This is a genomic window from Vibrio sp. bablab_jr001 (assembly GCF_016464285.1).
GTDB lineage: Bacteria > Pseudomonadota > Gammaproteobacteria > Enterobacterales > Vibrionaceae > Vibrio > Vibrio fluvialis.
Window position 1 is genome coordinate 81,245 of sequence record NZ_JACDWZ010000106.1, and the last position, 23,739, is coordinate 104,983.

General features: G+C 48.1%; 21 protein-coding genes. 13 read left to right on the forward strand and 8 right to left on the reverse strand.

The genetic code is table 11. From position 1 onward, the window contains the following. Window positions 1-31: 31 nt before the first annotated feature. The 3 genes from cqsA to clcA all read right to left on the reverse strand — a co-directional run bounded on the left by cqsA (window position 32) and on the right by clcA (window position 3,950). Window positions 32-1,213, reverse strand: a complete 1,182-nt coding sequence (gene cqsA, locus JIG40_RS20460; RefSeq protein WP_199465990.1) for an alpha-hydroxyketone-type quorum-sensing autoinducer synthase — start codon at window positions 1,211-1,213, stop codon at window positions 32-34. Window positions 1,214-1,431: 218 nt separating this feature from the next. Further along, entirely contained in the window at window positions 1,432-2,388 is a 957-nt protein-coding gene (locus JIG40_RS20465) for a TDT family transporter (RefSeq protein WP_044364423.1), read from the reverse strand. A gap of 164 nt (window positions 2,389-2,552) precedes the next feature. After that, window positions 2,553-3,950: a H(+)/Cl(-) exchange transporter ClcA gene (gene clcA, locus JIG40_RS20470; protein WP_020328471.1), complete on the reverse strand. Its 1,398-nt coding sequence runs from the start codon at window positions 3,948-3,950 to the stop codon at window positions 2,553-2,555. Window positions 3,951-4,411: 461 nt separating this feature from the next. Here clcA and JIG40_RS20475 point away from each other — a divergent pair, with 461 nt between their 5' ends. Then, the gene (locus JIG40_RS20475; protein ID WP_032081917.1) at window positions 4,412-5,401 is read left to right on the forward strand and encodes a GTP-binding protein; all 990 of its coding nucleotides are present in this window, start codon (window positions 4,412-4,414) and stop codon (window positions 5,399-5,401) included. 57 nt (window positions 5,402-5,458) lie between these two features. Here JIG40_RS20475 and ylqF read toward each other — a convergent pair whose 3' ends face one another. Both ylqF and JIG40_RS20485 read right to left on the reverse strand, forming a co-directional pair. Then, window positions 5,459-6,403: a ribosome biogenesis GTPase YlqF gene (gene ylqF / locus JIG40_RS20480; RefSeq protein WP_032081916.1), complete on the reverse strand. Its 945-nt coding sequence runs from the start codon at window positions 6,401-6,403 to the stop codon at window positions 5,459-5,461. 187 nt (window positions 6,404-6,590) lie between these two features. Then, window positions 6,591-7,394 carry a helix-turn-helix transcriptional regulator gene (locus tag JIG40_RS20485; RefSeq protein WP_199465991.1) on the reverse strand — a complete coding sequence of 268 codons (804 nt, stop codon included), beginning with the start codon at window positions 7,392-7,394 and terminating at the stop codon, window positions 6,591-6,593. 91 nt (window positions 7,395-7,485) lie between these two features. Here JIG40_RS20485 and JIG40_RS20490 point away from each other — a divergent pair, with 91 nt between their 5' ends. From JIG40_RS20490 to JIG40_RS20530, 9 genes are all read left to right on the forward strand, one after another. Further along, window positions 7,486-8,883, forward strand: coding sequence for an SLC13 family permease (locus tag JIG40_RS20490; RefSeq protein ID WP_199465992.1), 1,398 nt, complete (start codon window positions 7,486-7,488; stop codon window positions 8,881-8,883). A 279-nt stretch (window positions 8,884-9,162) separates the two neighbouring features. Further along, window positions 9,163-10,275 (forward strand): two-component system response regulator, encoded by a 1,113-nt coding sequence (locus JIG40_RS20495; protein ID WP_199465993.1) that lies wholly within the window; start codon window positions 9,163-9,165, stop codon window positions 10,273-10,275. A gap of 36 nt (window positions 10,276-10,311) precedes the next feature. Then, on the forward strand, window positions 10,312-12,732 hold the full coding sequence (locus tag JIG40_RS20500; RefSeq protein ID WP_199465994.1) for a hybrid sensor histidine kinase/response regulator: 2,421 nt from the start codon (window positions 10,312-10,314) through the stop codon (window positions 12,730-12,732). Next, window positions 12,729-12,893 (forward strand): hypothetical protein, encoded by a 165-nt coding sequence (locus JIG40_RS20505; RefSeq protein ID WP_199465995.1) that lies wholly within the window; start codon window positions 12,729-12,731, stop codon window positions 12,891-12,893. The genes JIG40_RS20500 and JIG40_RS20505 overlap by 4 nt, the downstream gene beginning before the upstream one ends. Then, a complete protein-coding gene (locus JIG40_RS20510; protein ID WP_199465996.1) occupies window positions 12,851-13,165 on the forward strand; it encodes a 2Fe-2S iron-sulfur cluster binding domain-containing protein in 315 nt (104 codons plus the stop codon). Before JIG40_RS20505 ends, JIG40_RS20510 begins: the two co-directional genes overlap by 43 nt. A gap of 316 nt (window positions 13,166-13,481) precedes the next feature. Then, on the forward strand, window positions 13,482-14,372 hold the full coding sequence (locus JIG40_RS20515; RefSeq protein WP_199465997.1) for a formate dehydrogenase accessory sulfurtransferase FdhD: 891 nt from the start codon (window positions 13,482-13,484) through the stop codon (window positions 14,370-14,372). 10 nt (window positions 14,373-14,382) lie between these two features. Beyond that, window positions 14,383-16,692 carry an FdhF/YdeP family oxidoreductase gene (locus tag JIG40_RS20520; RefSeq protein WP_199465998.1) on the forward strand — a complete coding sequence of 770 codons (2,310 nt, stop codon included), beginning with the start codon at window positions 14,383-14,385 and terminating at the stop codon, window positions 16,690-16,692. Between the two features lie 90 nt (window positions 16,693-16,782). Next, complete coding sequence (locus JIG40_RS20525; protein ID WP_199465999.1) at window positions 16,783-17,097, forward strand: cupin domain-containing protein; 315 nt, start codon at window positions 16,783-16,785, stop codon at window positions 17,095-17,097. A 376-nt stretch (window positions 17,098-17,473) separates the two neighbouring features. Further along, the gene (locus JIG40_RS20530; protein WP_244662707.1) at window positions 17,474-19,282 is read left to right on the forward strand and encodes a diguanylate cyclase; all 1,809 of its coding nucleotides are present in this window, start codon (window positions 17,474-17,476) and stop codon (window positions 19,280-19,282) included. Window positions 19,283-19,321: 39 nt separating this feature from the next. Here the strand turns inward: JIG40_RS20530 and JIG40_RS20535 are convergent, their stop codons facing one another. From JIG40_RS20535 to JIG40_RS20545, 3 genes are all read right to left on the reverse strand, one after another. After that, window positions 19,322-20,131: an EAL domain-containing protein gene (locus JIG40_RS20535; protein ID WP_199466000.1), complete on the reverse strand. Its 810-nt coding sequence runs from the start codon at window positions 20,129-20,131 to the stop codon at window positions 19,322-19,324. Between the two features lie 355 nt (window positions 20,132-20,486). Further along, window positions 20,487-21,275, reverse strand: a complete 789-nt coding sequence (locus JIG40_RS20540) for a DUF2974 domain-containing protein (RefSeq protein ID WP_055453408.1) — start codon at window positions 21,273-21,275, stop codon at window positions 20,487-20,489. 112 nt (window positions 21,276-21,387) lie between these two features. Next, entirely contained in the window at window positions 21,388-22,023 is a 636-nt protein-coding gene (locus tag JIG40_RS20545; RefSeq protein ID WP_020433306.1) for a hypothetical protein, read from the reverse strand. A 164-nt stretch (window positions 22,024-22,187) separates the two neighbouring features. Between JIG40_RS20545 and JIG40_RS20550 the strand changes: the two genes are divergently transcribed. The 3 genes from JIG40_RS20550 to JIG40_RS20560 all read left to right on the forward strand — a co-directional run bounded on the left by JIG40_RS20550 (window position 22,188) and on the right by JIG40_RS20560 (window position 23,704). Then, the gene (locus JIG40_RS20550) at window positions 22,188-22,436 is read left to right on the forward strand and encodes a DUF2164 domain-containing protein (RefSeq protein ID WP_020328534.1); all 249 of its coding nucleotides are present in this window, start codon (window positions 22,188-22,190) and stop codon (window positions 22,434-22,436) included. A gap of 162 nt (window positions 22,437-22,598) precedes the next feature. Further along, entirely contained in the window at window positions 22,599-23,138 is a 540-nt protein-coding gene (locus tag JIG40_RS20555; RefSeq protein ID WP_199466001.1) for a cytochrome b, read from the forward strand. Next, a complete protein-coding gene (locus JIG40_RS20560) occupies window positions 23,135-23,704 on the forward strand; it encodes a YceI family protein (protein WP_199466002.1) in 570 nt (189 codons plus the stop codon). Before JIG40_RS20555 ends, JIG40_RS20560 begins: the two co-directional genes overlap by 4 nt. Window positions 23,705-23,739: the final 35 nt, after the last annotated feature.

The following is a 23,739-nucleotide window of genomic DNA, read 5'->3' on the forward strand; positions in this document are numbered from 1 at the left end:
GAACGGATGTCCAGAGCTAGGTCTCCCGTGGTTATTTAAAGTAAAGGTCGCTTCTGTTTACCGCATTTTGGCAGACCGATAAAATATGGTCGATCTGTTCAGCGGTGACAGCACTGGTTAATGACAAGCGAATAATATTCTTAGTTTTCGATGTGGCTGGTCGGCAAAATACTGCGCCAAAAATACCGTTATTTTCTAAATAATCGCGGACTTTTTCTGTATTTCTTTCATCTCCAGTTTCTAACGCTATTATTTGAGATTGACTGCGAATATTAATACCAAGTCTATTTAATCCCGTAGACAATATATGTGTATTATGAAATAAACGCTCACGTCGTTCATCAGCGGATTTAATCACATCCAGCGTTGCTTCGAGAGCTGCAATTTCATAAGGTAAAATTGTTGAGCTGAATATCGCCGGATAACCCACAAATGGAACGCACTGATTGACGTTATTATTTGCCCAGATAACTCCCGCCCGATAAGCAAACGTTTTCGCCAGGCTCGCAGTCATAAAATCCACTTGATCAGATAAGCCTAACTCTGCCAGTAAACCTGCGCCATTCTTACCGTGGGTTCCAAGAGAGTGCGATTCATCAACTAGAATAGCGCTGCCAGTCTCTTTAGCGATAGCGACTAATTCAGCTAACGGCGCAATGGTGCCAATGGTGCTGTAGATTGAATCGACGACGATAATTCCCGGGCCATGGCGTTTTATCTGCTTAAGTAAATGGTCGCAGTTGTTGTGCATAAACGGATGAATAGTGGCATTCGCGTAACGAGCGCCTTCCCACATCGACATATGAGCAAAGAAGTCGATATAGACATTACTTCCCGGCGCGCAGATGGTTTGCAGCAAAGCGGTATTGGCATTCCAGCCTGATTGCGACAGCAGGCAGGAATCAAAGTGTGCGAACTCTGCCAGTTGATATTCCAGGCTTGGTTTCGACTCATCATCCTGCAGGAAAATCGCCGACATAAAGACGCTGTCATGTGTATCGTCGATGGCCTTTTTCAAACGCGCACGAATCAACGGATGGTTAGCCAGACTGAGGTAATCGTTGCTTTGTAAAACAATATCGCCTTGTGAAGGGCGTTTACCTAATACCAGATGTTTACCGTTGTTATTACTTTGAATTAAATCGCGAACGAAGAAATTTAAACGGTCCTGAATAAACTCAGGTAACCGATTATTTTTGGCATCAGTTTTCATGGTGAAAATATCCTTCTAATTAAAATTTAATGCCAGCTGACAAAGGATATATGGATGATGTTGAGTAAAAATGCATTCGCCAAATTTGAATATTTTGGAAGCAACAGCAAACTGAGTTATATTTAGTTTGCTATTCCGCCATAAACATTACACTCGGCGAGTGCGATACAAATAAACACGTGCAACGCGTAATATTAAATAAATCTAAAGATTCAATATTATTGAGCTTTTGGGAATATCTCAGGCCAGTACATTTTGACGTACCCGTAAGACACCCAGACGACTAATCCGGTTGCGACACTTAGTTCGAACAAACCGAAATTGTGCAGCCAGTGCCAGTGTGGGAACTGATCCTGAAAGAAGCTGGTCAGGCGATGCATGGCAATCGCACTGATAACGGAAGGGAACGTCACCGCTGCAATAGATGGCTGGAACTTTAATCGCAGCAGGCGGATATAGCAGAGATAAATCAGCAGCGTCATGGTAATGGCAATGCCAGCCAGCGCGCCGGTCAGGATTGGGTCAGGGTGTGGGAAATTCACCAGATAGCTGGCAAGGGTGAGGTTAATCGGGGCGGCCATAATGGCCAAGGTCGGTCGGGCTCGTCTTGGCAGCATACCTTCAAAGACCAAGCGGTACAGCACCAGCGGTAACATGAAGAAATAGATACCGATGCATACGGTAACCAGGGTTTCCGAAAACAGCGTGTGGCCAAACTGAGTGCCAGCCAGTGAACTACTGATCAAACCGACGGGGTAGAGAAACCAGCTCGGTACAATGTTCGACATTTTAAAATCGAGCAATTGAAAGCTGAAGAACAGCATCATCATGGTGAAGTGCAGCAAAAGGGCTATGGCCCAAATCGGATACGCAATGGTGGGGGAGATGACAGCCAGATAGTCACACAGGATGAGCAACGCCATACTCATCGGCGCCATCAGGCTTCCCGACAACGGGTGACGGATATCGTTGATAAAGGTGGAATAACTGGTGAGGTAACGGGCGAGTACCGGAAGCAGCAAAATAGCGCCAGCGATGACTAAGTAAGGACGAAGGGCTAAACCGATTTCCGGAACATAGAGTGCCCAAGCCTGACCAAGGCCAATCACACCTAATGCCAGTGCTGCCTGCGAAGGCGGAACACTTTGTACCTGAATCAGTCTTTTCCAGTTCAACACCAAACTCCCTTTTATCGACGTCTAACGGCACCGAACAGGGCGAGAATGTGTTAAAAAACAATCGCCGCGTACTCAATGTTAAGTGCGCGGCGATTCTATCAAGAATTGGATAAATTTGTGTAACAATTCTGCGTGTTACAGTCACAAAATGGTAAACAAAACTACTCCTGCTGCGGAAGATCCTGTTGGCGAAGTTTTTCGTTTTTCAGCGTTCGATGCAGCAACTGACTGTAGATCGGCTGACCGCCAAACATCTGTGCAAACACCACGGCGCCAAGGCTGGTGATGATCAGTGGCAGAATGAGGTAATAGTTGTTGGTCATCTCAATGACCAACAGAATGCCTGTAATTGGAGCCCGCACCGTGGCCGCAAATAATGCCCCCATGCCTGCAATCGCAAACATGCCAGGTTCAATATCCATTTCTGGCAGCAGGCTTTTCGCGATGAGGCCAAATGCGTAACCAAACAGGGTACCCAGTGCCAGCATCGGTGCAAAAATACCGCCAGGGGCTCCCGAGCCAAAACAAAGCAGCGTGGTCAGCACGCGACCGACAAACAACAACAGCAAAATGTTAGCGCTGTATCCACCATTAGTGATGGTTGGAATTAACGAAATACCGCCGCCAGTCAGCTCAGGAATGTAGAGCAGGGTTAAACCAAAACAGCCACCCAGCAGCGAACCAGTGATCAGATAACGTTTACGATCATTGCGATGGATCTTAACGAAAATATCCTGCGCCACAGTGACCAGATGATTGAACAGGACGCCGAACACGCCAAACAGCATACCCAGCAACAAGAACAGGCCCAGTGTTGGCAGGCTTGGTGCCTGATACTGCGGCATGGTAATCACCGCTTCCTGGCTGTTAACCATACGGAAAACAATATTGGCAGCAACCGATGAGATAATAACAGCGCGTACAGAAATTAGGGTGTAGCGAAATTGGGGGCGCATCTCCTCGATCACAAACATGATGCCGGCTAACGGAGCGTTAAAGGCTGCGGACAAACCGCCTGCAGCACCGGAGGCAAGAAGTGAATGTCGGGTGTCATCATTTTTGATGCGGAAAATGTCCGTTACCATTCGGCCGATGGCTCCGCCCATTTGAACGGTGGGACCTTCACGACCAAGCACCATACCCGAGCCCAGTGCGCCCATACCACCAAAGAATTTTACTGGCAGCACTCGCCACCAACGAACCGGGCGCATGCCATCCATCGCGCCTTCAATCTCAGGAATACCTGAACCGGCTGCTTCAGGCGCAAACCGATGGACAAGAAAGTAGCCGATAAAGGCGAGGGCAGCACTGATAATAAATGCCGCTAACCACAAAGGTAACATGCTGCCGATTTCACTTTTCAGCCATTCAGTGCGGGTTTCCGAAACCAGACGCACCGCGTGTTCGAAATAAGTGCCTACAAGGCCAGCGAGAATGCCAACAATAAGGGACAGAAGCAGAACGGAAACCGGGGTTTTGTCTTTGGAGAGAAATTGGTTGATGGCGTCTTTGGGAACTTTGGCAAGTAAACTGTGTTTAAATTTCTCTCTCTTAGACATTTAAAAAGGGCCTCAAGGGTTGATATACGGGGGGATGGCCTAGAATTATACCCTGCACATCATCCAACTATAGCTTCAAAGTTGCAATATTGAATTTCACATATGATTGATTTATGGAATGTTCTGGCGAATTCGGGATCGGCGTTAAAAACTTACTATCAAAACTTGTTTTCTGAGCAAAATGAACCATAGTTAAGTTGTAAGGCAGATTTGAACATTTCTTATGGAGGATATGAGGGCCTTACAGACAATTTGGATGGATTCAAACATATTTCAAATCAAATACCCTCGTACATGGTCGGGTTGCATCTATAGACATTCCGACTCGCAGACTCACGATTGAGTTACGAGGAACGAGGCGCGCTCTGGGTAGTGCGCCTTTTGCTGTTAATGCCCCTTAAAATTCCGGGGTGTACTCTAGTACGTTTTCCTCGGTATACTCCTGCAAAAGGAGTGACTCAATGACAACTAAAGTTCCTACCAATATCATTACGGGCTTCCTCGGCGTGGGCAAAACCACAACGATTCTCAATCTTCTCAAGAATAAACCGCAGCATGAAAAATGGGCGGTACTGGTCAATGAATTCGGCGAAATCGGTATCGATGGCGCGATGATGTCGGAGCAAGGTGCGCTGATTAAAGAAGTACCTGGCGGCTGCATGTGTTGTACCGCTGGTGTACCGATGTCGGTTGGCATCAATGCATTGTTGCGTCAAAAGCCGGATCGTTTAATCATTGAACCGACCGGCCTTGGTCATCCGAAGCAGGTCATTGCCACACTGACTTCTGTTCAGTATCAAGATCACGTCGATTTGAAAGCCACCATCGCGCTGGTTGACCCACGTAATCTGCGTGATGAGAAATACACCACCAATCAGAATTTCAATGACCAATTAGCCAGTGCTGATGTGATCATCGGGAATAAAGTGGATGAGTGTACTGCTGACGATATCGATGCATTTAACGACTGGGTGACGGATCAAACGCCTGCCAAAGTGTTTCACAAGTTGGTGACTCAAGGTCATTTGCCGTTGGAAGTGCTGGATATTGAACGTTTGGAAAATGGCGCATCACATCATGTTGAAGAACATCACCATCATCATGCGGCCATGGAACCCCAATTCCAGCTCGATCCAAAACAACCGTTCCTGCGTCGTGAAAACAAAGGTCAGGGCTACTTCAGTTGTGGTTGGCTGTTTGGTGCGGAATACCGATTCCCATTTGATGGTTTGTTCTCGCTATTCAGTGAACTGACGGCAGAACGCGTCAAAGCCGTGGTGAATACGGAACGCGGCTGTTATGCCTTTAATGTGGCCAATGGCGTGGTTTCAGTGAATGAAATGAGCCTGGAAGGTTTTGAATCCCGTATCGAAGTCATCGATTCGCAACTGATGCCGTGGGCTCAGTTGGAAGATATTCTGCTGCAGCTTGCTGGTATCGAAAAGCCGTAAATAAAAATCAGGTAACAAAAAGGGCGATATCACATCGCCCTTTTTCTATTCAACAAGTCAGCGTTTGTTGCGTAGGTAACGCTTGCGACGTTCTTCTTTGATTTTGGCTTTCTCTTCAGCTTTACGCGCTTCTGCGATTTCCACTTCGATCAGCTCTTGAGTGATCATCTCAGGCAATTCCAGAGTGATTTGACCGATAATACCCTGACGAAGTTCGTGCAGCAGAATTTCAGACGCTTTGTGTAAGTCAACACGCGCACCAGCGCGCAGGGCGCCACGTTTACGGCCAATCGCTTCCATCCATTCAACATCGGATTCTGGCGTCTCTTCGATTTGGTAACGCTCTTTCAGCTTCTCTGGGTAGTGCGCTGCCAGATACTCCACCGTATAGAACGCCACTTCATCGTATTCCATCGCTGTATCTTTCACTGCGCCCGTCGCGGCTAAGCGAAAACCACTGTGCGGGTTTTCAACTTTTGGCCACAGGATTCCCGGAGTGTCTGACAACACAATTCCGTTTTGCAGATTGATGCGCTGCTGACGACGAGTGACCGCCGGTTGGTTGCCCGTTTGCGCGATGACGCGGCCAGCGAGCGTATTGATGATGGTCGATTTACCCACGTTAGGAATGCCCATGATCATGGTGCGAATGTTTTTACCAATCTCTTCACGGTGCGGAGCCAATTTACGGCACAGCTCAAGAATTTTGTGCACTTCCTGAGTATTCGACGTGGTGATGGCCATCGCTTTTACACCTTTTTCTTTCTCCAGGTGTTCAATCCAAAGCTGGGTCAATTCCGGATCGGCAAGGTCGCGCTTGTTCAGCACTTTTACCACGGGTTTTTCACCACGCAGTTGAGAAATCATGGGGTTTTCGCTGCTGAAAGGGATACGCGCATCGAGCACTTCGATGATCACATCAACCTGAGGAATCGCTTCTTCGATCTCCTTGCGCGCTTTGTGCATGTGGCCTGGAAACCATTGAATTGAGTTGTTAACCATTTGAAATGTAAACCTTTATATCTAGTGGGTGCTGTAAACTATTTCTCAGGTTCGTTGAGCCTGAACCTGCCAGCACTGATCATTGCGGCGATCTTACCATTTTAGCTGCCGTTTACCTAACTGGGGTTGGGTAAATCACGCTCATTTGACAAGGTATACATCAACATATTCATGCTTAGCGTCTATTTCAGCCCTTGCGGCTCGCGTATTCCTGTGGCGTACACCCAAACAAAGACTTAAATGCCGAGATAAAACTGCTGACGCTTTGATAGCCGAGCTGGTGGGCGACGGTGGTCGTATTGGCACCATTGACGATATGCTCTAGAGAATTCATCAGTCGAAAGCGACTGCGCCACTGACGGTAAGTCAGGCCGGTTTCAGCTTTGAACAGTCGCTCAATGGTTCGCACACTGGCCCCCACTCTGCGTGACAGTAAGTCCAAAGGTTCGTTCTGCGCGGCATGGTTAACTATGTGGCTGATGAGCTTTTTCAAGCGCGGATCGTCACCGGAGGAGATGAACAGTTGCAGTGGCTCCAGCGCATCAAGTTCATCTAAGGCGACCAACCCCAGACGCTGAATCCGTTCTTTGGAAAGGTGATTTGCACTTTCCGTCAACTTCAATACGATTTCTCGCATCAACGGGCTCATTTTCAACATGATGACCGCTTTTTCATTCTCTCGAATCGCAAATGACGGGTCGATATAGATGTTGCGTGTCTGCGCCGCAGTTTCACTGCTGACCTGATGTAGTAATCCACCCGGAATCCAGACTGCGTGTGTTGAAGGCACGACCCACACTGCGTGCTCACTGGTGACGCGCAGAATGCCTTTGGCTGCCCATAATAACTGACCACGGGGGTGTGAGTGAGGAACGATGCCTGATTCAGCCTGCATGCTGCGACTATGAGTCAGTACTGGCTGAGAAGCATCCAACGTGAATGCCACTTCGCTGGGCGTTTGCATTGTCGTTTCAGGAATATGGTTTGGCATATGGGGTTCTTAAAACGTCACGGAATGTCGGGTATCTTAAAACTCTGTTCACGTTGTATGCAATCTTTCTTTGACTGTGGAGTCAGTCGCTATGATGAATAAATTAAGAGCCAAACCGGTTATTGTTGTTGCCGCGATGATTCTCGCAGCCATATTGGCGGTGTATCCGTTTGCCGGGCAATCGGCCAACTTTTCGCAAAGCGCCGCGGTGGTGTTGATTACTCTGGTGTTCTGGAGTACGGGATTATTTCCGCCATTTCTGACCGGGCTGCTGTTTTTTGCTCTGGCTACGGTGTTTCATCTGATTGAGCCATCTGCGTTATTTGCCGGATTCGGTTCGACGGCGGTATGGTTGATTATTTCTGGTTTTGTAATTGGGTCAGCGATATCCGTCTCTGGGCTCGGCAAGCGTCTGGCATCATTCATTGCGCCACATCTGACGACCAGTTACCCGCGCTTAATCGGTGGTTTGGTATTCACTTCCGCCTTGCTGGGGTTTGTGATGCCCTCTTCGGTCGGCCGCGCGGTGGTGTTGATTCCGATCGGCATGGCGCTGGCCGATGCGGTTGGGTTTGCCAAAGGCAGCAATGGGCGATTGGGGATCGCGACGTCTCTGGCTATCGCCTGTAACATGCCGAGTTTTGCGGTGCTGCCTGCCAATATTCCCAACATGATTCTTGCTGGGGCCAGTGAAACACTGTTCGATATTCATTTTGGTTACACTGAATATTTGTTGCTGCATTTTCCTGTGCTTGGGATTGTGAAGTCTATTTTGTTGGTTTGGTTGGTGGTGCGAATTTTCCCTGCGCAGATTGATCCATCCTTTCTGCTGGCAGCGGCGCAGACGGAGGAATTTCCCTCAAATCATGCGATGCAAAAGAAAGTCTCAGTTCTTCTCGCGATCACGTTGTTGTTCTGGATCACAGACACGATTCATGGTGTGAACCCGGCTTGGGTTGGGCTGGTCACTGCTATTTTATTACTGTTGCCAAAATGGGGCGTGGTAGAACCGAAGGCGTTCAATAGTTCGGTAGACTTTGGCACCGTGGTATTTGTTGCATCAGCACTTGGCCTTGGTGCGCTGGTCAACGGTTCCGGCTTGGGGGCGGAGATGGGGCAGATGTTCAGCCATATGTTGCCTTCTGATCCAAATACGCCGTTTCTCAGCTATATGGCGCTGTCGATGATTTCGACTTTAACCGGATTAGTCGCAACGATTCCTGGTGTACCGACGGTGTTGACTCCAATGGCCTCTGATTTTGCCAATGCGACAGGCTTTTCAATACCTGCGGTACTGATGACTCAGGTGATCGGCTTCTCGACGGTGATTTTTCCTTATCAGGTTGGGCCATTAATTGTCGCTATGCAGCTTTCTCAAGAACCTTTAGCTAAACTGGTGAAAGTGACACTTCCGCTCGCTGCAGTCACCATTATTGTACTGATGCCACTGGATTACCTGTGGTGGAATCTGTTGGATTGGATCCAATAATCTCGCCGACTATGGCGGTATGTGTGACGGTTTATGGCATGGAATTCCGTGCCAGAGGCGACGATACCGCCGATCCTTGCTTATGTTTGATAAATTGACACCAATCACTCCTAATCCTCTGTATAGCGACTAAATTAGTAATAACTAAATTTAACGTTGCGTTTAAACAGCGCCGCCATTAAGAATCATTGGCCCTCCGAGAGGGGAATGTAGTTCGTACCAACAAGGAACGGGTTGGTATTGCGGCAAGGATAGCTCGTATTTGATAGGAGTCTCAGGATGTTTGATGTGTCGTCATCCAAACCGACGCTGTTAGTAATCGATGATATCCCAGAGAATCTGACGCTGATGTATCAGTTACTCAAAGAGGATTACAAGGTCAAAGGGGCGAACAGTGGTTTACGCGGTATCAGTATTGCGGAAACGGCAAGCCCGGATCTGATTCTGCTCGATATTATGATGCCTGAAATGGACGGGTTCGAGGTGTGTGAGCGTCTGAAATCGAACCCGGCGACTGCGCATATTCCGGTGATTTTCCTCACCGCCAAATCTGAAAAATTCGATGAGTGTCGAGGCTTGCAACTGGGCGCGGTCGATTACATCACCAAACCAATCAATCCCGATATAGTGAAAGCTCGCGTTAATGCGCATGTTTCGCTCAAACTGGCTAAAGATCTGCTTCACGGTGAAAAGCAGGCGTTGGAGAAAGAGGTCGAACGTCGCACGCTTGAGCTGGTGCGCCAGCGTGAAGAGCTACATGCGATTCAGGATGTTGCGTTCTACGCCATGGTGTCGCTGGCCGAGACCCGCGACAATGAAACTGGCAACCATATTCGCCGCACGCAAACATACATCAAACTGCTCGCCGAGAATCTGCGTAAAAATCCGCGCTATGCATTGCAACTCGACGATCGCACCATCGATTTACTCTACAAATCGGCCCCTTTACACGACATCGGTAAAATTGGTATTTCCGACACTATCTTGCTTAAAGAGGGCAAGTTGACGGAAGAAGAGTTTGAAATCATGAAAACTCACACCACGATTGGTTATGAAGCGATCCTGAAAGCCGAAGTCGTCACCGGAAAATCGATTGAGTTTCTGCGCTACGCCAAGGAAATAGCCTATTCGCATCATGAACACTGGGATGGCCGGGGTTATCCACGCGGCTTGTCCGGCACCGATATTCCGCTGGCGGCACGTCTGATGGCGGTTGCCGATGTGTATGACGCGCTGATCAGCAAACGTGTCTATAAACCTGCGTTCACCCATCAGGATGCGGTGCAGTTGGTCCTGGATGGTAAAGGAACACATTTTGATCCGGATATTGTCGATGTTTTTGTCGACATTGCCGATGAGCTCTATGAAGTCGCGCTTCGTTACGCGAATTAATCTTTGTCGTATTGCTGCCAATAACGTGGAATAACAATGAAATCAAACACGATCAGTACACAAGCCTGGGTATGGCGTTCGATGGTCAAGACCGGGATCATTCCGCTGATTCTGGTGGAGTCGGTGCTTATTGCTGTCTATCTGTTGAGTAACCATTTCATCAGTGCCGACAACATGAGTTACATCAATCGGCAGGTTAATACTGAGCTGGAGAGGTCTTCAAAGCGAGAGACTGAAATCATCGGTGAAAAGCTGAAAAACATCGCCAGCCTGACGGCGTTATACAGCCACGAAACTGAGCGTGTTTTTGCATCTCCTGTCAGCGAAATCGACACTGAAAAAGCCAATATTCAACTCAGCGACAGCGGGGTGCTGTATTCATTGCGCGATGAGGGTGGGGCCGCGTCGTATTATTCCGGTTTGACGAAAAACAAACAGATAGAAAAGGTCTACCAACTGGCGACCTTGGATCCGCTGATGAAACAGATTAAAGAGAACAACGATCTGGTGGCGGCGGTTTATTTCAACAGCTGGGACTCATACAACCGCATTTATCCTTGGTTCTCGACGTTAGAGCAGTATCCGCCGGACATGAATATTCCGGATTACAACTTCTACTATCTGGCGACCTACCCACACAACCCGCAGAAAAAAGTGGTGTGGACGGATGTTTATATTGATCCCGCAGGCCAGGGTTGGATGGCGTCGTCGATCGCACCTGTTTATTTCCGCGGCTTTCTTGAAGGTGTGGTAGGTCTGGATATTACTGTCAGCGCCATTGTTGAGAGTATTCAGAATCTCGCGGTGCCGTGGAATGGCTACGCAGTACTGGCGAGCAACACCGGCAATATCATGGCACTGCCGCCGCAAGGCGAGCGGGACTTCGGTGTTAAAGAATTAACCGATCACAACTATCAGCAAGCGATTTCGGAAGAAGTGTTCAAGCCGGAGCAGTTTAACCTTCACAAACGGCCGGATACGGCGGTACTCAGCCAGCAACTCAGTCATCAGGAGCACGGGATTACCCAAATGACGCTGGGCGGAGAGAACAAGTTGGTTGCCTGGGCCACGATTCCCGAAACCAAGTGGCAATTGCTGATGATCGTTGATGAAAGCAAGATGTTTGCGGAATCTCGCCTGCTGGAAACCAAGTACCAAAATATCGGTTATGTGCTGATTCTGGGGTTGATTGGCTTCTATTCGCTGTTCCTGATCTTCATCTGGCTGTCGTCGAAGAAGATGAGTCAGGCTATCGCTCAGCCATTGGCACAGATTCAGGATATGGTGCACAAGGTCAGTATCGGTGACTTCAATGTGTCTCACGGTGGCTATAGGTTGAAAGAACTGGATGAAACAGCCAACTCGGTCATGCTGATGGGGGACAAACTCGACAAGCTGACGGGCGCTTTGAAAGACGCCAAGTTGCAGGCGGAAAATGCTAACTTGGCGAAAAGTCAGTTTATTTCCAATGTCAGTCATGAAATTCGTACGCCGATGAACTCCATTCTGGGCATGTCACATCTGCTGATGAGTTCCAGCCTCACCGACGAGCAGCGTAACCATTTGATCACGATTGATAAATCAGGCAAACACCTGCTGTCACTGATCAACGATATTCTCGACATGTCGAAAATTGATGCGGGTAAAGTAGAGATTGAGCAAATTCCGTTTGATATCAAATCAGTAGTTTACGATGTGCATGACATTTTCGATTACAAAGCGAAAAAACATGGCGTAAAACTGCATGTGGATATGAACGGAACACTGCCGCCGTTGGTGGGGGATCCACTCAGGATCAAACAGATCATGCTTAACTTTGTCAGCAATGCGATTAAGTTCTCCGAACACGGCGAGGTGACTATGCGCCTGCGAGGTGAAGCAAGTTCGGAATCGGTCATGGCGCTCCACTTCAGTGTACAAGACAACGGAATTGGCCTGAGCGAGGAAGAGCAACTCAAAGTGTTTGATAACTTCCAGCAAGCGGATTCTTCGACAACGCGCAAGTATGGAGGGACAGGGCTTGGTCTGGCAATTTGCAAACGTATAGCGCACCTGATGGGGGGAGAAGTCGGTGTAGAAAGTCGTCCGGGCAAAGGCAGCACCTTCTGGCTGGCGTTAGAGCTGAGTATTGATACCACTCAGAGCGTGGCACTCACCCAACGCGAAGAAGCGCAGGATTCGCACGATATGCTGGTCGAGCCGAGTCAGGAGAGTTGTGAAGAACTGGATTTTTCCGTGCTGGAGTTCAAGTTACAGCACTTGTATGAACTACTCGAAGAGAATGATCTCGAAGCAGAGTATTACTATACCCAGCATAGGTCCTGTTTTGATAAGGCTAACTCTGCGCTCAGTTCACAATTGGAGATCTGTGTTTCTGCCTATGACTTTGAAGGCGCATTGCTGGTAGCGAAAGAATTTCGCGAGTTTCTGCTTGAGCGGATAAAAGAGACCACATGATACCTGCAGTGATGTCCTCGCGTATCAGTAACTTCCATCTGCACTTGATCTGTGAACGTCTGGAATCGGGTCAGAATTGGTCGGGTTATCGTGGTTATCGGGATGAAGAGATGCAGAAATGGCCGCTGAAGAAGCGGATGCCATTTTGCCGAGCGAATTGATTGAAGTGGCGTTTACCAACAGCGACAAATCGGTACACATTGCACCGGGCGAAACGGTGCACGCTGCCGCGGCCAGAGCCGGGCTGACCATTCCTAAAGCGTGTGGCAGGGGGATTTGTGGTGCTTGCAAAGTCAATAAAGTCAGCGGCAACGTGGAGATGCTGCACAACGGCGGCATTACTGATGAAGACGTGGCGGAGGGGTATATCCTTTCCTGCTGTAGTATTACAACCGAAAACGTGATTGTTGAATACCGAGCTAGCGGCCATTGATTCCACCCGGTTATTGAACGATGACCGGGTGTTTCATTAATGGAATGTTAGTTTAATCTTATGGTTAGTGGTGCATATAATGCATGAACAGCCTGTAAAGAACGTTAATGTGCGGGCATCAGCTGCGAATAGACGTCAAAAATAAACCTTTGATAAAATATGGTTTTCTTGACCGAACGCAAAGTGAGGAGTAGTTTGCTGCCAACTGTGTTTTAACACAGCTCCCACTTTACACATTAAGCCATTGCTCTGGGTATCAACAACGTTGCCACTTGCCATGCTTATCGTGAAAGTCAGTCAGCCAATAATAAGAATCATGTTAGAAAAAACCGTCACTACGACCACTCAGAGTGCTCAATCTGAGGGGGTGGGTCACGTTTATCGTCAGCGTTTCGATTGCGAAATGGGGCTGACGCTTGAACACGATCCTCTCGCCATCGAAGAACCATTGCAGATCAGTGTGCAATGGCAAGACACCGCGACTCAAATTCTTCATACGCAAGAATGGAGCATGACGATGCGCACGCCCGGAGATGATGTGCATTTGATTCGAGGCTTGTTGTTGTCACAACAAATCGTGGATTCACTGGATCAGATACTCAACATCGAAATTGCCGATGAGGAAGCGTGTAATGCCGACAACCATTGGCTCGTCACGCTGAATCATCAACAAGCCATGCGCATTCAAGGTCAGGAACGCCGCTATGTGAGTCAGTCCAGCTGCGGAATTTGCGGACTAACCTCGATTAAGGCATTGGCGCTGCATCGGGAAATTCGCGTAGATAGTGAAACGGATTGGCTAACTTCAGACACAGTGATGCACCTGCCTGCTATGCTTGCTTCGCGTCAGCCTCTATTTGCCGAAACCGGGGCTGTGCATGGCGCAGGTTACTTTGCGGGCGGAGAGTTTATTGTGGCGGCGGAAGATGTGGGGCGCCACAACGCCGTCGATAAGCTGATTGGGAGAGTAGTCAGTGAACAACGCTGGCATCCACAAGGGGTATTGATCCTCAGCGGACGTGTCAGCTTTGAACTTATGCAAAAGGCGGCGATCGCGCATATTCCGGTGGTCGTTGCTGTTGGCGCACCATCAAAACTGGCGGTTGATATGGCGCGCCAGTTTGACATTACGCTTATCGGTTTTACCAAACGTCAGCAGTTCAATATTTACCACGGTCGTTCGCGTTTGCAGTCAGTGAGAAAGTGAGAAGAATAAAATGAGTATTAAAGAATATACCGGGTCAGCGGGTGGCTGGGGCGCACTGAAAAGCACCGCGCATCATCTGTTCAAAAGTAATAACGTTGCCAAAAACATTTCAAACCTATTGAGAACCAACCAGGATCACGGTTTTGACTGTCCGGGCTGTGCCTGGGGTGAAAAACATGTCCCGGGACGCTTCCGTTTCTGCGAAAACGGCGCAAAAGCGGTGAACTGGGAAGCGACAGCCCGTCGCGTTGGTGGTGAGTTTTTCCAACAGTATTCGGTCAGTTGGCTGAACAAGCAAAGCGACTATTTTCTCGAATACCAGGGCCGTTTAGCCGAGCCCGTACGCTATAACGCAGAGACGGACCATTATGAGCCGATCAGCTGGGATGACGCCTTTACACTGATTGCCAGACACTTGAACCAACTGGACAATCCGAATCAGGCCGAATTTTACACCTCTGGCCGAGCCAGTAACGAAGCGGCATTTCTCTATCAGTTGTTTGCCCGCCGTTTTGGCACCAATAACTTTCCAGATTGCTCGAACATGTGTCACGAAGCCACCAGTGTTGCGTTATCACGCACAATCGGGATTGGTAAAGGCACCGTGACGATTGACGATTTTGAAGAAGCTGATGCGATTTTCCTGTTTGGTCAGAACCCGGGCACCAACCACCCACGTATGCTGGAAACCTTGGCGTCGGCTTACAAACGTGGCGCGCGCGTGGTGGCGTTCAACAACCTGAAAGAGCGTGGATTGGAACGCTTTACCAACCCGCAGAACCCATTTGAAATGCTCAGCAATGGTTCAACGCCAACCACCAGTGACTATTTCATGCCCAAACTTGGTGGTGACATGGCGGCGGTGCGTGGTCTGGTCAAAATTTTTCTGGGGCGTCACGAAGAAGCTCAAGCGCGCGGCGAATCAGTGTTTGATTTGGCGTTTATCGAACAACACACCGAAGGACTGGATGCGTATCTGGAGTTAGTGCGTGTAACGCCTTGGGAACACATCGAACAACAATCGGGCCTCAGCCAGGCTGAACTGACGCAAGCGGCGGATATTTATCAAAACGCCAATCGCGTTATCGTCACTTGGGCGATGGGCGTGACGCAGCATAAACACTCGGTAGCAACGATTCAGGAACTGGTGAACTTACAGCTACTGTTTGGCCAGGTGGGTAAAGATGGTGCTGGTTTGTGTCCGGTACGTGGTCATTCCAACGTGCAGGGTGACCGCACGGTGGGCATCAATGAAAAACCACCAGCCGCGCTGCTGGAAAATATTGAAAAAGCACTTGGCTTTATTCCTCCAAAAGAACACGGACACAACGTCGTCAATGCACTGCAGGCAATGAGTCGCGGTGAAAGCAAAGTGTTTATCGGCCTGGGTGGCAACTTGGTTGCTGCCGCGCCGGATACTGAGCTGGTGGCTAAAGCGATGCGCAATTGCGAGCTCACCGTAAACATCGCAACCAAGCTAAACCGCAGTCATGTGAATCCGGGTAAAGATTCGCTGATCCTCCCGTGTTTGGGTCGTACTGATGTCGATATGCAAGCGTCGGGACCACAGAAAGTGACTGTGGAAGATTCATTTTCCATGGTGCACGCATCATCAGGCCGCGTCGACATGACCGGTGAACAGATGCGCTCGGAACCAGCCATCATTGCCGGCATGGCAAAAGCAACACTGGGCGAAAACAACCCGGTTAACTGGCTGTCGATGGCAGATAACTACGACAACATTCGCGATTTGATTGAAAAGATCATTCCGGGATTCACGAACTTTAACCATCGAATTGAAGGTCCGGGAGGCTTTTACTTAGGTAACTCAGCGCGTGATTTGAACTGGAAAACGGCGAGCGGCAAAGCGCAGATCAGCTGCAACGCACTGCCTCAGTCAATCATTCCGGTAGAAACGGAGCAGATGACTAAAAAGCCAGTATTTGTGCTACAAACCATGCGTTCTCACGACCAGTACAACACCACGGTTTACGGTTTTGATGATCGCTATCGTGGCGTATTTGGTGAACGAAACGTGATTTTCATGAACGCCAAAGATATTGATAAACAAGGTCTGCAAGCGGGCGATCTGGTGGACATCGAAACATTGTGGACTGATGATGTGAAGCGTCAGATTATCGGATTTAAAATCGTGGCGTTTGACATTCCTAAAGGCAACGTCGCCGCGTATTTCCCGGAAGCCAACGCGCTGATTCCACTGGGCAGTAAAGGGGATTTGAGCGATACGCCAACGTCGAAGTCGATTGCGGTGGTCATCACCCCGACACAAGTCGCGCCGTTACTGGTAAAAGCCCAATAGTCACCAGGCCCACTGATTCAGTGGGCTTTATTTTAGGTGACAATGTCACAAATTAGTTAAGTTATACATTTCAAAAGGATAGGTGATTTCATGAATCTGTTTGAGACCATACCCGCTGAATTGACTAACGAGCAGTTTACTGACTTGCTGCGTCATCGCCATGTGCGTATAGAACGTATCTTGTCAAAAGGTCACACATCCCCGGAAAGCGGTTGGTACGATCAGGACGAACATGAATGGGTGTTGGTGCTGCAGGGCTGTGGTACGGTCGAATTTGACAATGGTGAGTCAACAACACTGAATGTGGGAGATTACCTCAATATTCCGGCACACACTCGACATAAAGTAAACTACACATCGCCCGATCAGGTCACACTCTGGCTGGCGGTATTTTATCAGGACTAGTGCTGTTACATCTAGTGACGCTGTCACTAATTATGAGTCATTGAACGTAATGACGCTCAAAAACTTGAGTGAGTTTAGCGTATGTCATTCTTAAAGTGAGCGACTTTTGCTGTGAACGTGTCGCTATTTTGCACTAAATATCAGATTGACTGAAAAACGTTTCGGCATGGTTTTGTAAGTTGGATATACTACCCACTTCATTTAAAAACCTTCATCAGAGCGGAATATAAAAGTGGCACCGTTACCACATCAGAATATCGTTCACCATCATTCATGGTTGACGCTGGTTCAAGCTCATTCTACGTCAGTAAAGATCAGACTTATCACAGCAACATATCAGTTGCCTAAAGTCGTTTTGGGCATAATGGCTTTCTTTATGCTGTCTCTTTGTGTGGGGATGCCGCAGGCTCTTGCGCAGTCCAGACTGGTGCTGAATGACCAAAGCGCCACAGTGATTCCTCTGAGTGGCAAAGCCGAATACCTGAGTGATACGTCGGCTCAGCTAACCATTCAAGATGTGCTTAGGCGCAGTGATCAGTTCAAAACCACAATGCATACGCAGGAAATGAATTTTGGTTATACCGACAGTGCGATTTGGCTCAAGTTGGATTTGTCGTCCGAATTTACAACCAGTCAGAACTGGGTGTTAGAGTTTCAGTACGCTTACCTGGATGATGTGCGCTTTTATATTGTTTCCGACCAAGGGATTGAAACCTTCTATTCTGGACGGGATGTGCCAGTCAACCAGTGGCCACTTGCCAGTCGTAAACCCGCATTTCCCGTTTCTTTCCAACCGGGAGAGCACGCCACTATCTATATTCGCGGAGCGAGTCATGCCGCTTTGGCGATGAGCGTGAACCTGATGACGCAGCAGGCGTATGCCAAGTCTGATACCCGCACACTGGTGGTGCTGTCTTTGTATTACGGCATGTTGATCGCGCTGGGTAGCTATAACTTGCTGCTGTTTATCGGTTTGCGACAACGTATTTTCCTGCTGTACGCCAGTTTTGTGTTCACCTTCGCTCTCGCGGCTTCCAGCATGAATGGTATTGGTCCGTTGCTGCTATGGCCGGACGTGACACATGCGTCAGATCGTGTGGTGCCAACTGGCTATAGCATCGCGGCAACCCTTGCATTAATGTTTGCCCGCCGTTTCCTCAATCTCGCGACTTTCGCACCGCGCTGGGATAAGTTTGTACTTGCGGCGATTGGTGTCTGGGGCGTTTGTGTCGTGGCGACCTGGTTTACCGAGATTCCTCTGGCGTTCAAAATTATGTCGATTCAGGCAGTCCTGACCACGGTGAGTTTACTGTCGGTGGGGATCGCAGCGGTGCGGCTGAAGATCCCGGCCGCCAGAATCTTTGTATTAGCTTGGGCTTTGTTGCTGGTGGGCACGTCGCTACTGGCAATCCGCAATGCCGGGCTACTGCCATCAAATTTCTTTACCGTCTACAGCATGCAAATTGGTTCGGCAGTTGAAATGTTGCTACTCTCTTTCGCGTTGGTGGCAAAATTTAACGATCTCAAGCGTCAGAAAGAGAAAGCACAGGCCGATTTGGTCAACACTTTGATCGAACAAGAAAAAGTGCTGGAAACCCGTGTTGCTGCACGTACGGCGGAACTTGAGCAGGCGAAGAGTCAATTGGAAGTGCACGTGACGGTAGACCCTCTGACCGGTATTCTCAATCGCCGTGGTCTCAATAAATATTTCGAGAAACTCAAACTGCAAACTCGTCATGAAGATGACACCGCAGTTGTAGTTCTAATCGACCTTGATGAATTTAAACCCGTCAACGATCTTTACGGCCATGAAGCGGGAGATATGTTGCTGCAAACACTGGCGATGAGAATGAAAAAGCAGCTCAGTGATACTGCAGGTTTAGGTCGCTTGGGTGGGGATGAATTTGTTGTTCTTCTGGCCGGTCAAACGGTGAGTTCTATCGCCGAGCTTGAAGCGCTTGGGGAGACGTTACTGGCCGTGATCTCGGAACCTGTCACCATCAAACCTGGTGTGCTGGTGAATGTACGGGCAAGTATTGGTGTTTCATTATGTCAGGTTGAGCGTCACACACTGTCGACGGCTCTGCGAGCTGCCGATGCAGCGATGTACGACATCAAGCATAATGGGAAAAATGGCGTGGTGGTGGTATCGGAAAGCGACTTTCCTGAATCCGTTACGATGTGAATAAATAAAAGTGGTCGATACAGATGGTCGGCCACTTTTTTATTGGCCGATGGCCATTTTGATTGATGCGCTGCCATCAATAGGGACAATCGCTTCTGGCATGCCCAGGTAATAACCCTGAAACATATCAATATCCAATGCCTGCATTGCACGCAGTTGCGATTCAGTTTCAATACCTTCCACAACCGTCATAGCGTTGGCTCGCTTGGCAACGTTCATCGCGTTGAGCAACAGTGCGGTATTACCTTGCATATACTCCGCCAATAAATGGCGGTCAAACTTGATAATGTCAGGACACAGTAAATCAACGCGGGCCTGATTAGAAGCCTGACAACCAAAATCATCGATTGCAATCCCATATCCGTGTGTCGACAACTGACGCGTAGCACGTTGCAACTGAACATCATCATCAGAAACGAGCTCTACCAGCTCCATGACGACTTGATCATGAGATAAGCCCAGCTCATCTAAACGGTGGGACAATAAACTGTCGCTGATACTTTGATTGACGGCATTCCCACTAAGCGGAAGTACATTGAGAAAGAGTTTTAAGTGGCGGAAGCATGAAATGGAGAAATTACGCAGGTGTAGAATACGGCTCAAATATTCGACATTCAGTTTATCAATCAGGCCATATTGGTCGGAATGAAAGAAAATGTCTGGCCGAATTTGCGTATGGTAATGGGTATGAATGCGCACCAGAGCTTCAACGCCAACCATTCTCTGAGTCCTTGAGAAGATAGGTTGAAAAACGCTACGCAGTGTTAAGCCTTTGTAGTGAGCAATATATTGCCCATCCATATCAAATGTGACGTATTGCTGATACTGCTGTGGGTCAGTGAGAATCATACAATTTTCGATATCCTTGAGTAATCACGGTGCTGACGCGTCCATGCCGTGTTTATTTTGACATGGTCATAATATTGACGAAGAGCCGTTCGTGTCAACCAGATAAAACACTTAAATTTGGAGCAGATCAAAGGCTAGTGGATCAAAACGTCTATTTTGATCGTTTTATGATCTAATGTGTGCTGGCTTATGAAATAACACATTAGTTTACATAGAGTTAAATCATGTCGAGCCATATCACATAACGTCATGTTCACGATTTTTTAGCCTTACATCTGTGGCAGGGGGCGAGTGTTGCTGTGTAATCATTAGGTAAGTTGCGGATAAATAGGGACGAAGTTCAAATTTATACATTTCATCGTTCATCAAAAAAATCTTTGTTGCGTATGTAGCGGCTCATCAAATGATAAGAAAAAGGACGTATTAACCATGAAACCAAAGATCTTCCCAACCGAATAAACGTGGGGGTGTTTTCATAGATCTTGCCATTATGAAGCCAGAGCAGTTTTCCTACGTGCCAGTAATAGAGCGGAATCGGCGGTAAGAAGGTCACTATATCCAAATCGCAACACACACGATAAGTGCGGCGAGACAGGCGATAGTGTTTGTGAAATCGATAGCCGCCAATCGCTGGTTGGCCAAAAGTCACGACACGTTTTATGCGCTTTGGGTATCGTTGCTCCAGCATATCTGCGAGTACGCAACCAATCGCACCTCCTGATGAGTGTCCGGTGATCGTTATCTGTTTGCCTTGGGCGATCAGTGGCTCGACATAACTTAACAATCGCTCGTAAACCGCAAGACCCAACTTGTCACTGTTGTAACCCGGTAAGCTTTCCTGATGGATCAGATAGTGATAGCCCGCGTGTATCGGATAACTGAGTCCCAGTTCCCTGGTATTACGTTTCCACATACCCAAATTGAGCAACCAGTCGACCAGAGAGTGAGAGCCTTTGATGACGACGATCGCCTCGTCATCGCGTTTGCTCCACAGCACTCGCATCATGATTTTTCCAAAGCGGTTATAAACAATGCGCTGGCCGTTGGGATCAAACCCATAGTTGGTTTGTTTGAACACGCGCGGATAGGCCAAATTACATAAAACTGCATATCGTTCATATTGATAGCGCTTGAGGCTCTTCACATCAGTGTCATATCCAGTGGCTTTGGCTGACACTATGCGACATCAAGATGAAGCTTATGTGACGGATGAAAAAAAGCCGTGAAAGTCGGGGACTTCACGGCTCTTTCAGGGATCAGGCCCATTGCAGGACGGCGTATAACTGAATGTATTTCCGTACCAACTGTTGATTTTTGGAGCGTTTCAGCGGATGACCAAACTTAATATAGCAGGGGCTGATATTGAAAAAGGTGTCCAAAGCTTGAGTCAGTTGCGATTCGCTTTCATACAGTGTGATGCCTTGTGCGCTGTAATCTTCGATTTCATCGGGAAGTTGTCCGGTCCACCAATGCAGCAGTTCGCGGCTTTTCTGGCTGCGGCTGATCCAGTGATCCGTCAACAACAGCAACAAATCATTGGGTTGAATGGCGTAGCTGTATTCCTGCTTCCATTGGGTAATGTCGCGCATGAGTTTGTCTCGGCATGTTTTGCCTGCGCTAACCATATGATGCGTAAGAACCCAGACTGTCCCAGCATCACTGCTGATTCGGTAATGGTGGGGTTGCTCTGTCTGATAAACCGATTCGATGGGTGCGTATTCGCAGCGATGGCCAAATTCTGTCAGCGTACGTGCCAGACGGCGGGCAAAGGCTAAGCCGAGATGATGTTCACTCATTCCCTGATTGTGAATCGTCGGGTAGTGCTTTTCACACAGCTTTAAGCAGTCTGCCTGGAATTCATTGACACTTTGAGTGAGGATGTCCAGTAACAACTCGTTGTTCTCCATTACGAAAGCTAGGTAAGATTATCACAGTTACTGTTTGCCACTAGCGGCAAATGACCACTTCTTGATCTTTTGCACCTTTATTCTCTGTGCTGATGAATAATTGGCTGAAAAATGATCACGCTTATCAACAACGCCGAAGGAAACCTGCCATGAGTGACGTATCTTTTACTCAACAACAGCGTGAGGAACTGGCTTCTGCACTGCAAAAGTTTTGTGCCGATGAGCTCGATATTGAGCTGGAGCAGTTTGATGCCTGGTTCCTGTTAGATTTTGTTACAAATAAGATAGGGCCATTTTACTATAACCGAGGTGTCTCTGATGCCCAATCTGTGGTTGAGCGCAAAATGCTTGATATCGCTGATGAGCTCTATCAAATTGAAAAAGAAAGTGAATTTTAAAAACGCCTTTTTAACCTGCCACTTCAAATTATTCGAACGTCTTCATCAATCCAGTCGTCTATTCGCTGCGTAAATCTTGGTAAATACTCTGTTACGAATATGTAGTAACCGATATGCTTGCCGTTGATTATTGTTGTACTGACTACCAATGAGAGAAATATCATGAGTACAGAAGTCACCCATTACAACCGAATTTCTCAGCTTATCCACTGGCTGTCAGCGGTGGTTGTTGTCGGTATGTTTGCTGCCGGTATCTGGATGGTCGATTTATCGTATTACAGTCAATGGTACCAAACGGCACCACACTGGCATAAATCGGTCGGCATCTTATTAATTGCCCTGACTATATTCCGCATTGTGTGGAAATTGGTGACGTTGTCACCTAGGGTTGAAGGGGCAAGCTGGGAAAAAGCATCAGCAAAATTAGCTCATGGTTTCATCTACTTAGATTTGATTATTCTGTTTGTATCAGGCTATTTGATTTCAACAGAAGATGGCCGTGGAATCGACGTGTTTAACTGGTTTACCGTTCCTGGCGCGGGTGCGCTGTTCGAAGGGCAAGCCGACTTAGCAGGTTTGATCCACGAGTATGCAGCGTGGACATTGATTGCGATGGCGGTACTGCATGCTGCGGCTGCTTTGAAGCACCACTTTATTAACCAAGATAATACGCTACGCAAAATGATAGGAGCATCAAAATGAAAAAGACGTTATTGGCATCGGGCTTAGCATTGGCAATGGTAATGCCATTCGGCGCTAGCGCAGCGGACTATGTGATTGACACAAAAGGTGCACACGCATCGGTAAACTTTAAAGTTAGCCATCTTGGCTACAGTTTTACAATGGGCCGTTTTAATACATTTAGCGGTGAATTCTCTTACGACCCAGCAAACGTTTCTGCATCTAAAGTAAGCGTAACGGTTGATACGACCAGCCTGGATTCAAACCATGCTGAGCGTGATAAGCACATTCGCAGTTCAGACTTTATTGACGCTGCAAAATACTCAACAGCGACCTTTACCAGCACCAAAGTGGTCGATAAAGGTGATGGCAAACTGGAAGTGATGGGCGATCTGACGTTACATGGTCACACCAAGCCAATTACTATTGATGCTGAATTCATCGGTGCAGGTAAAGATCCATGGGGCGGTGAGCGCGCTGGTTTTAGCGGCACAACTCGTCTTGAACTGAAAGATTTTGATATTGCGGTGATGGGCCCGACATCTTACGCGGACATGCAGCTGTACATCGAAGGTGTTAAGAAGTAATTCTTTCGCTCTGACAGAAGAAAGCCCCGTTGTCT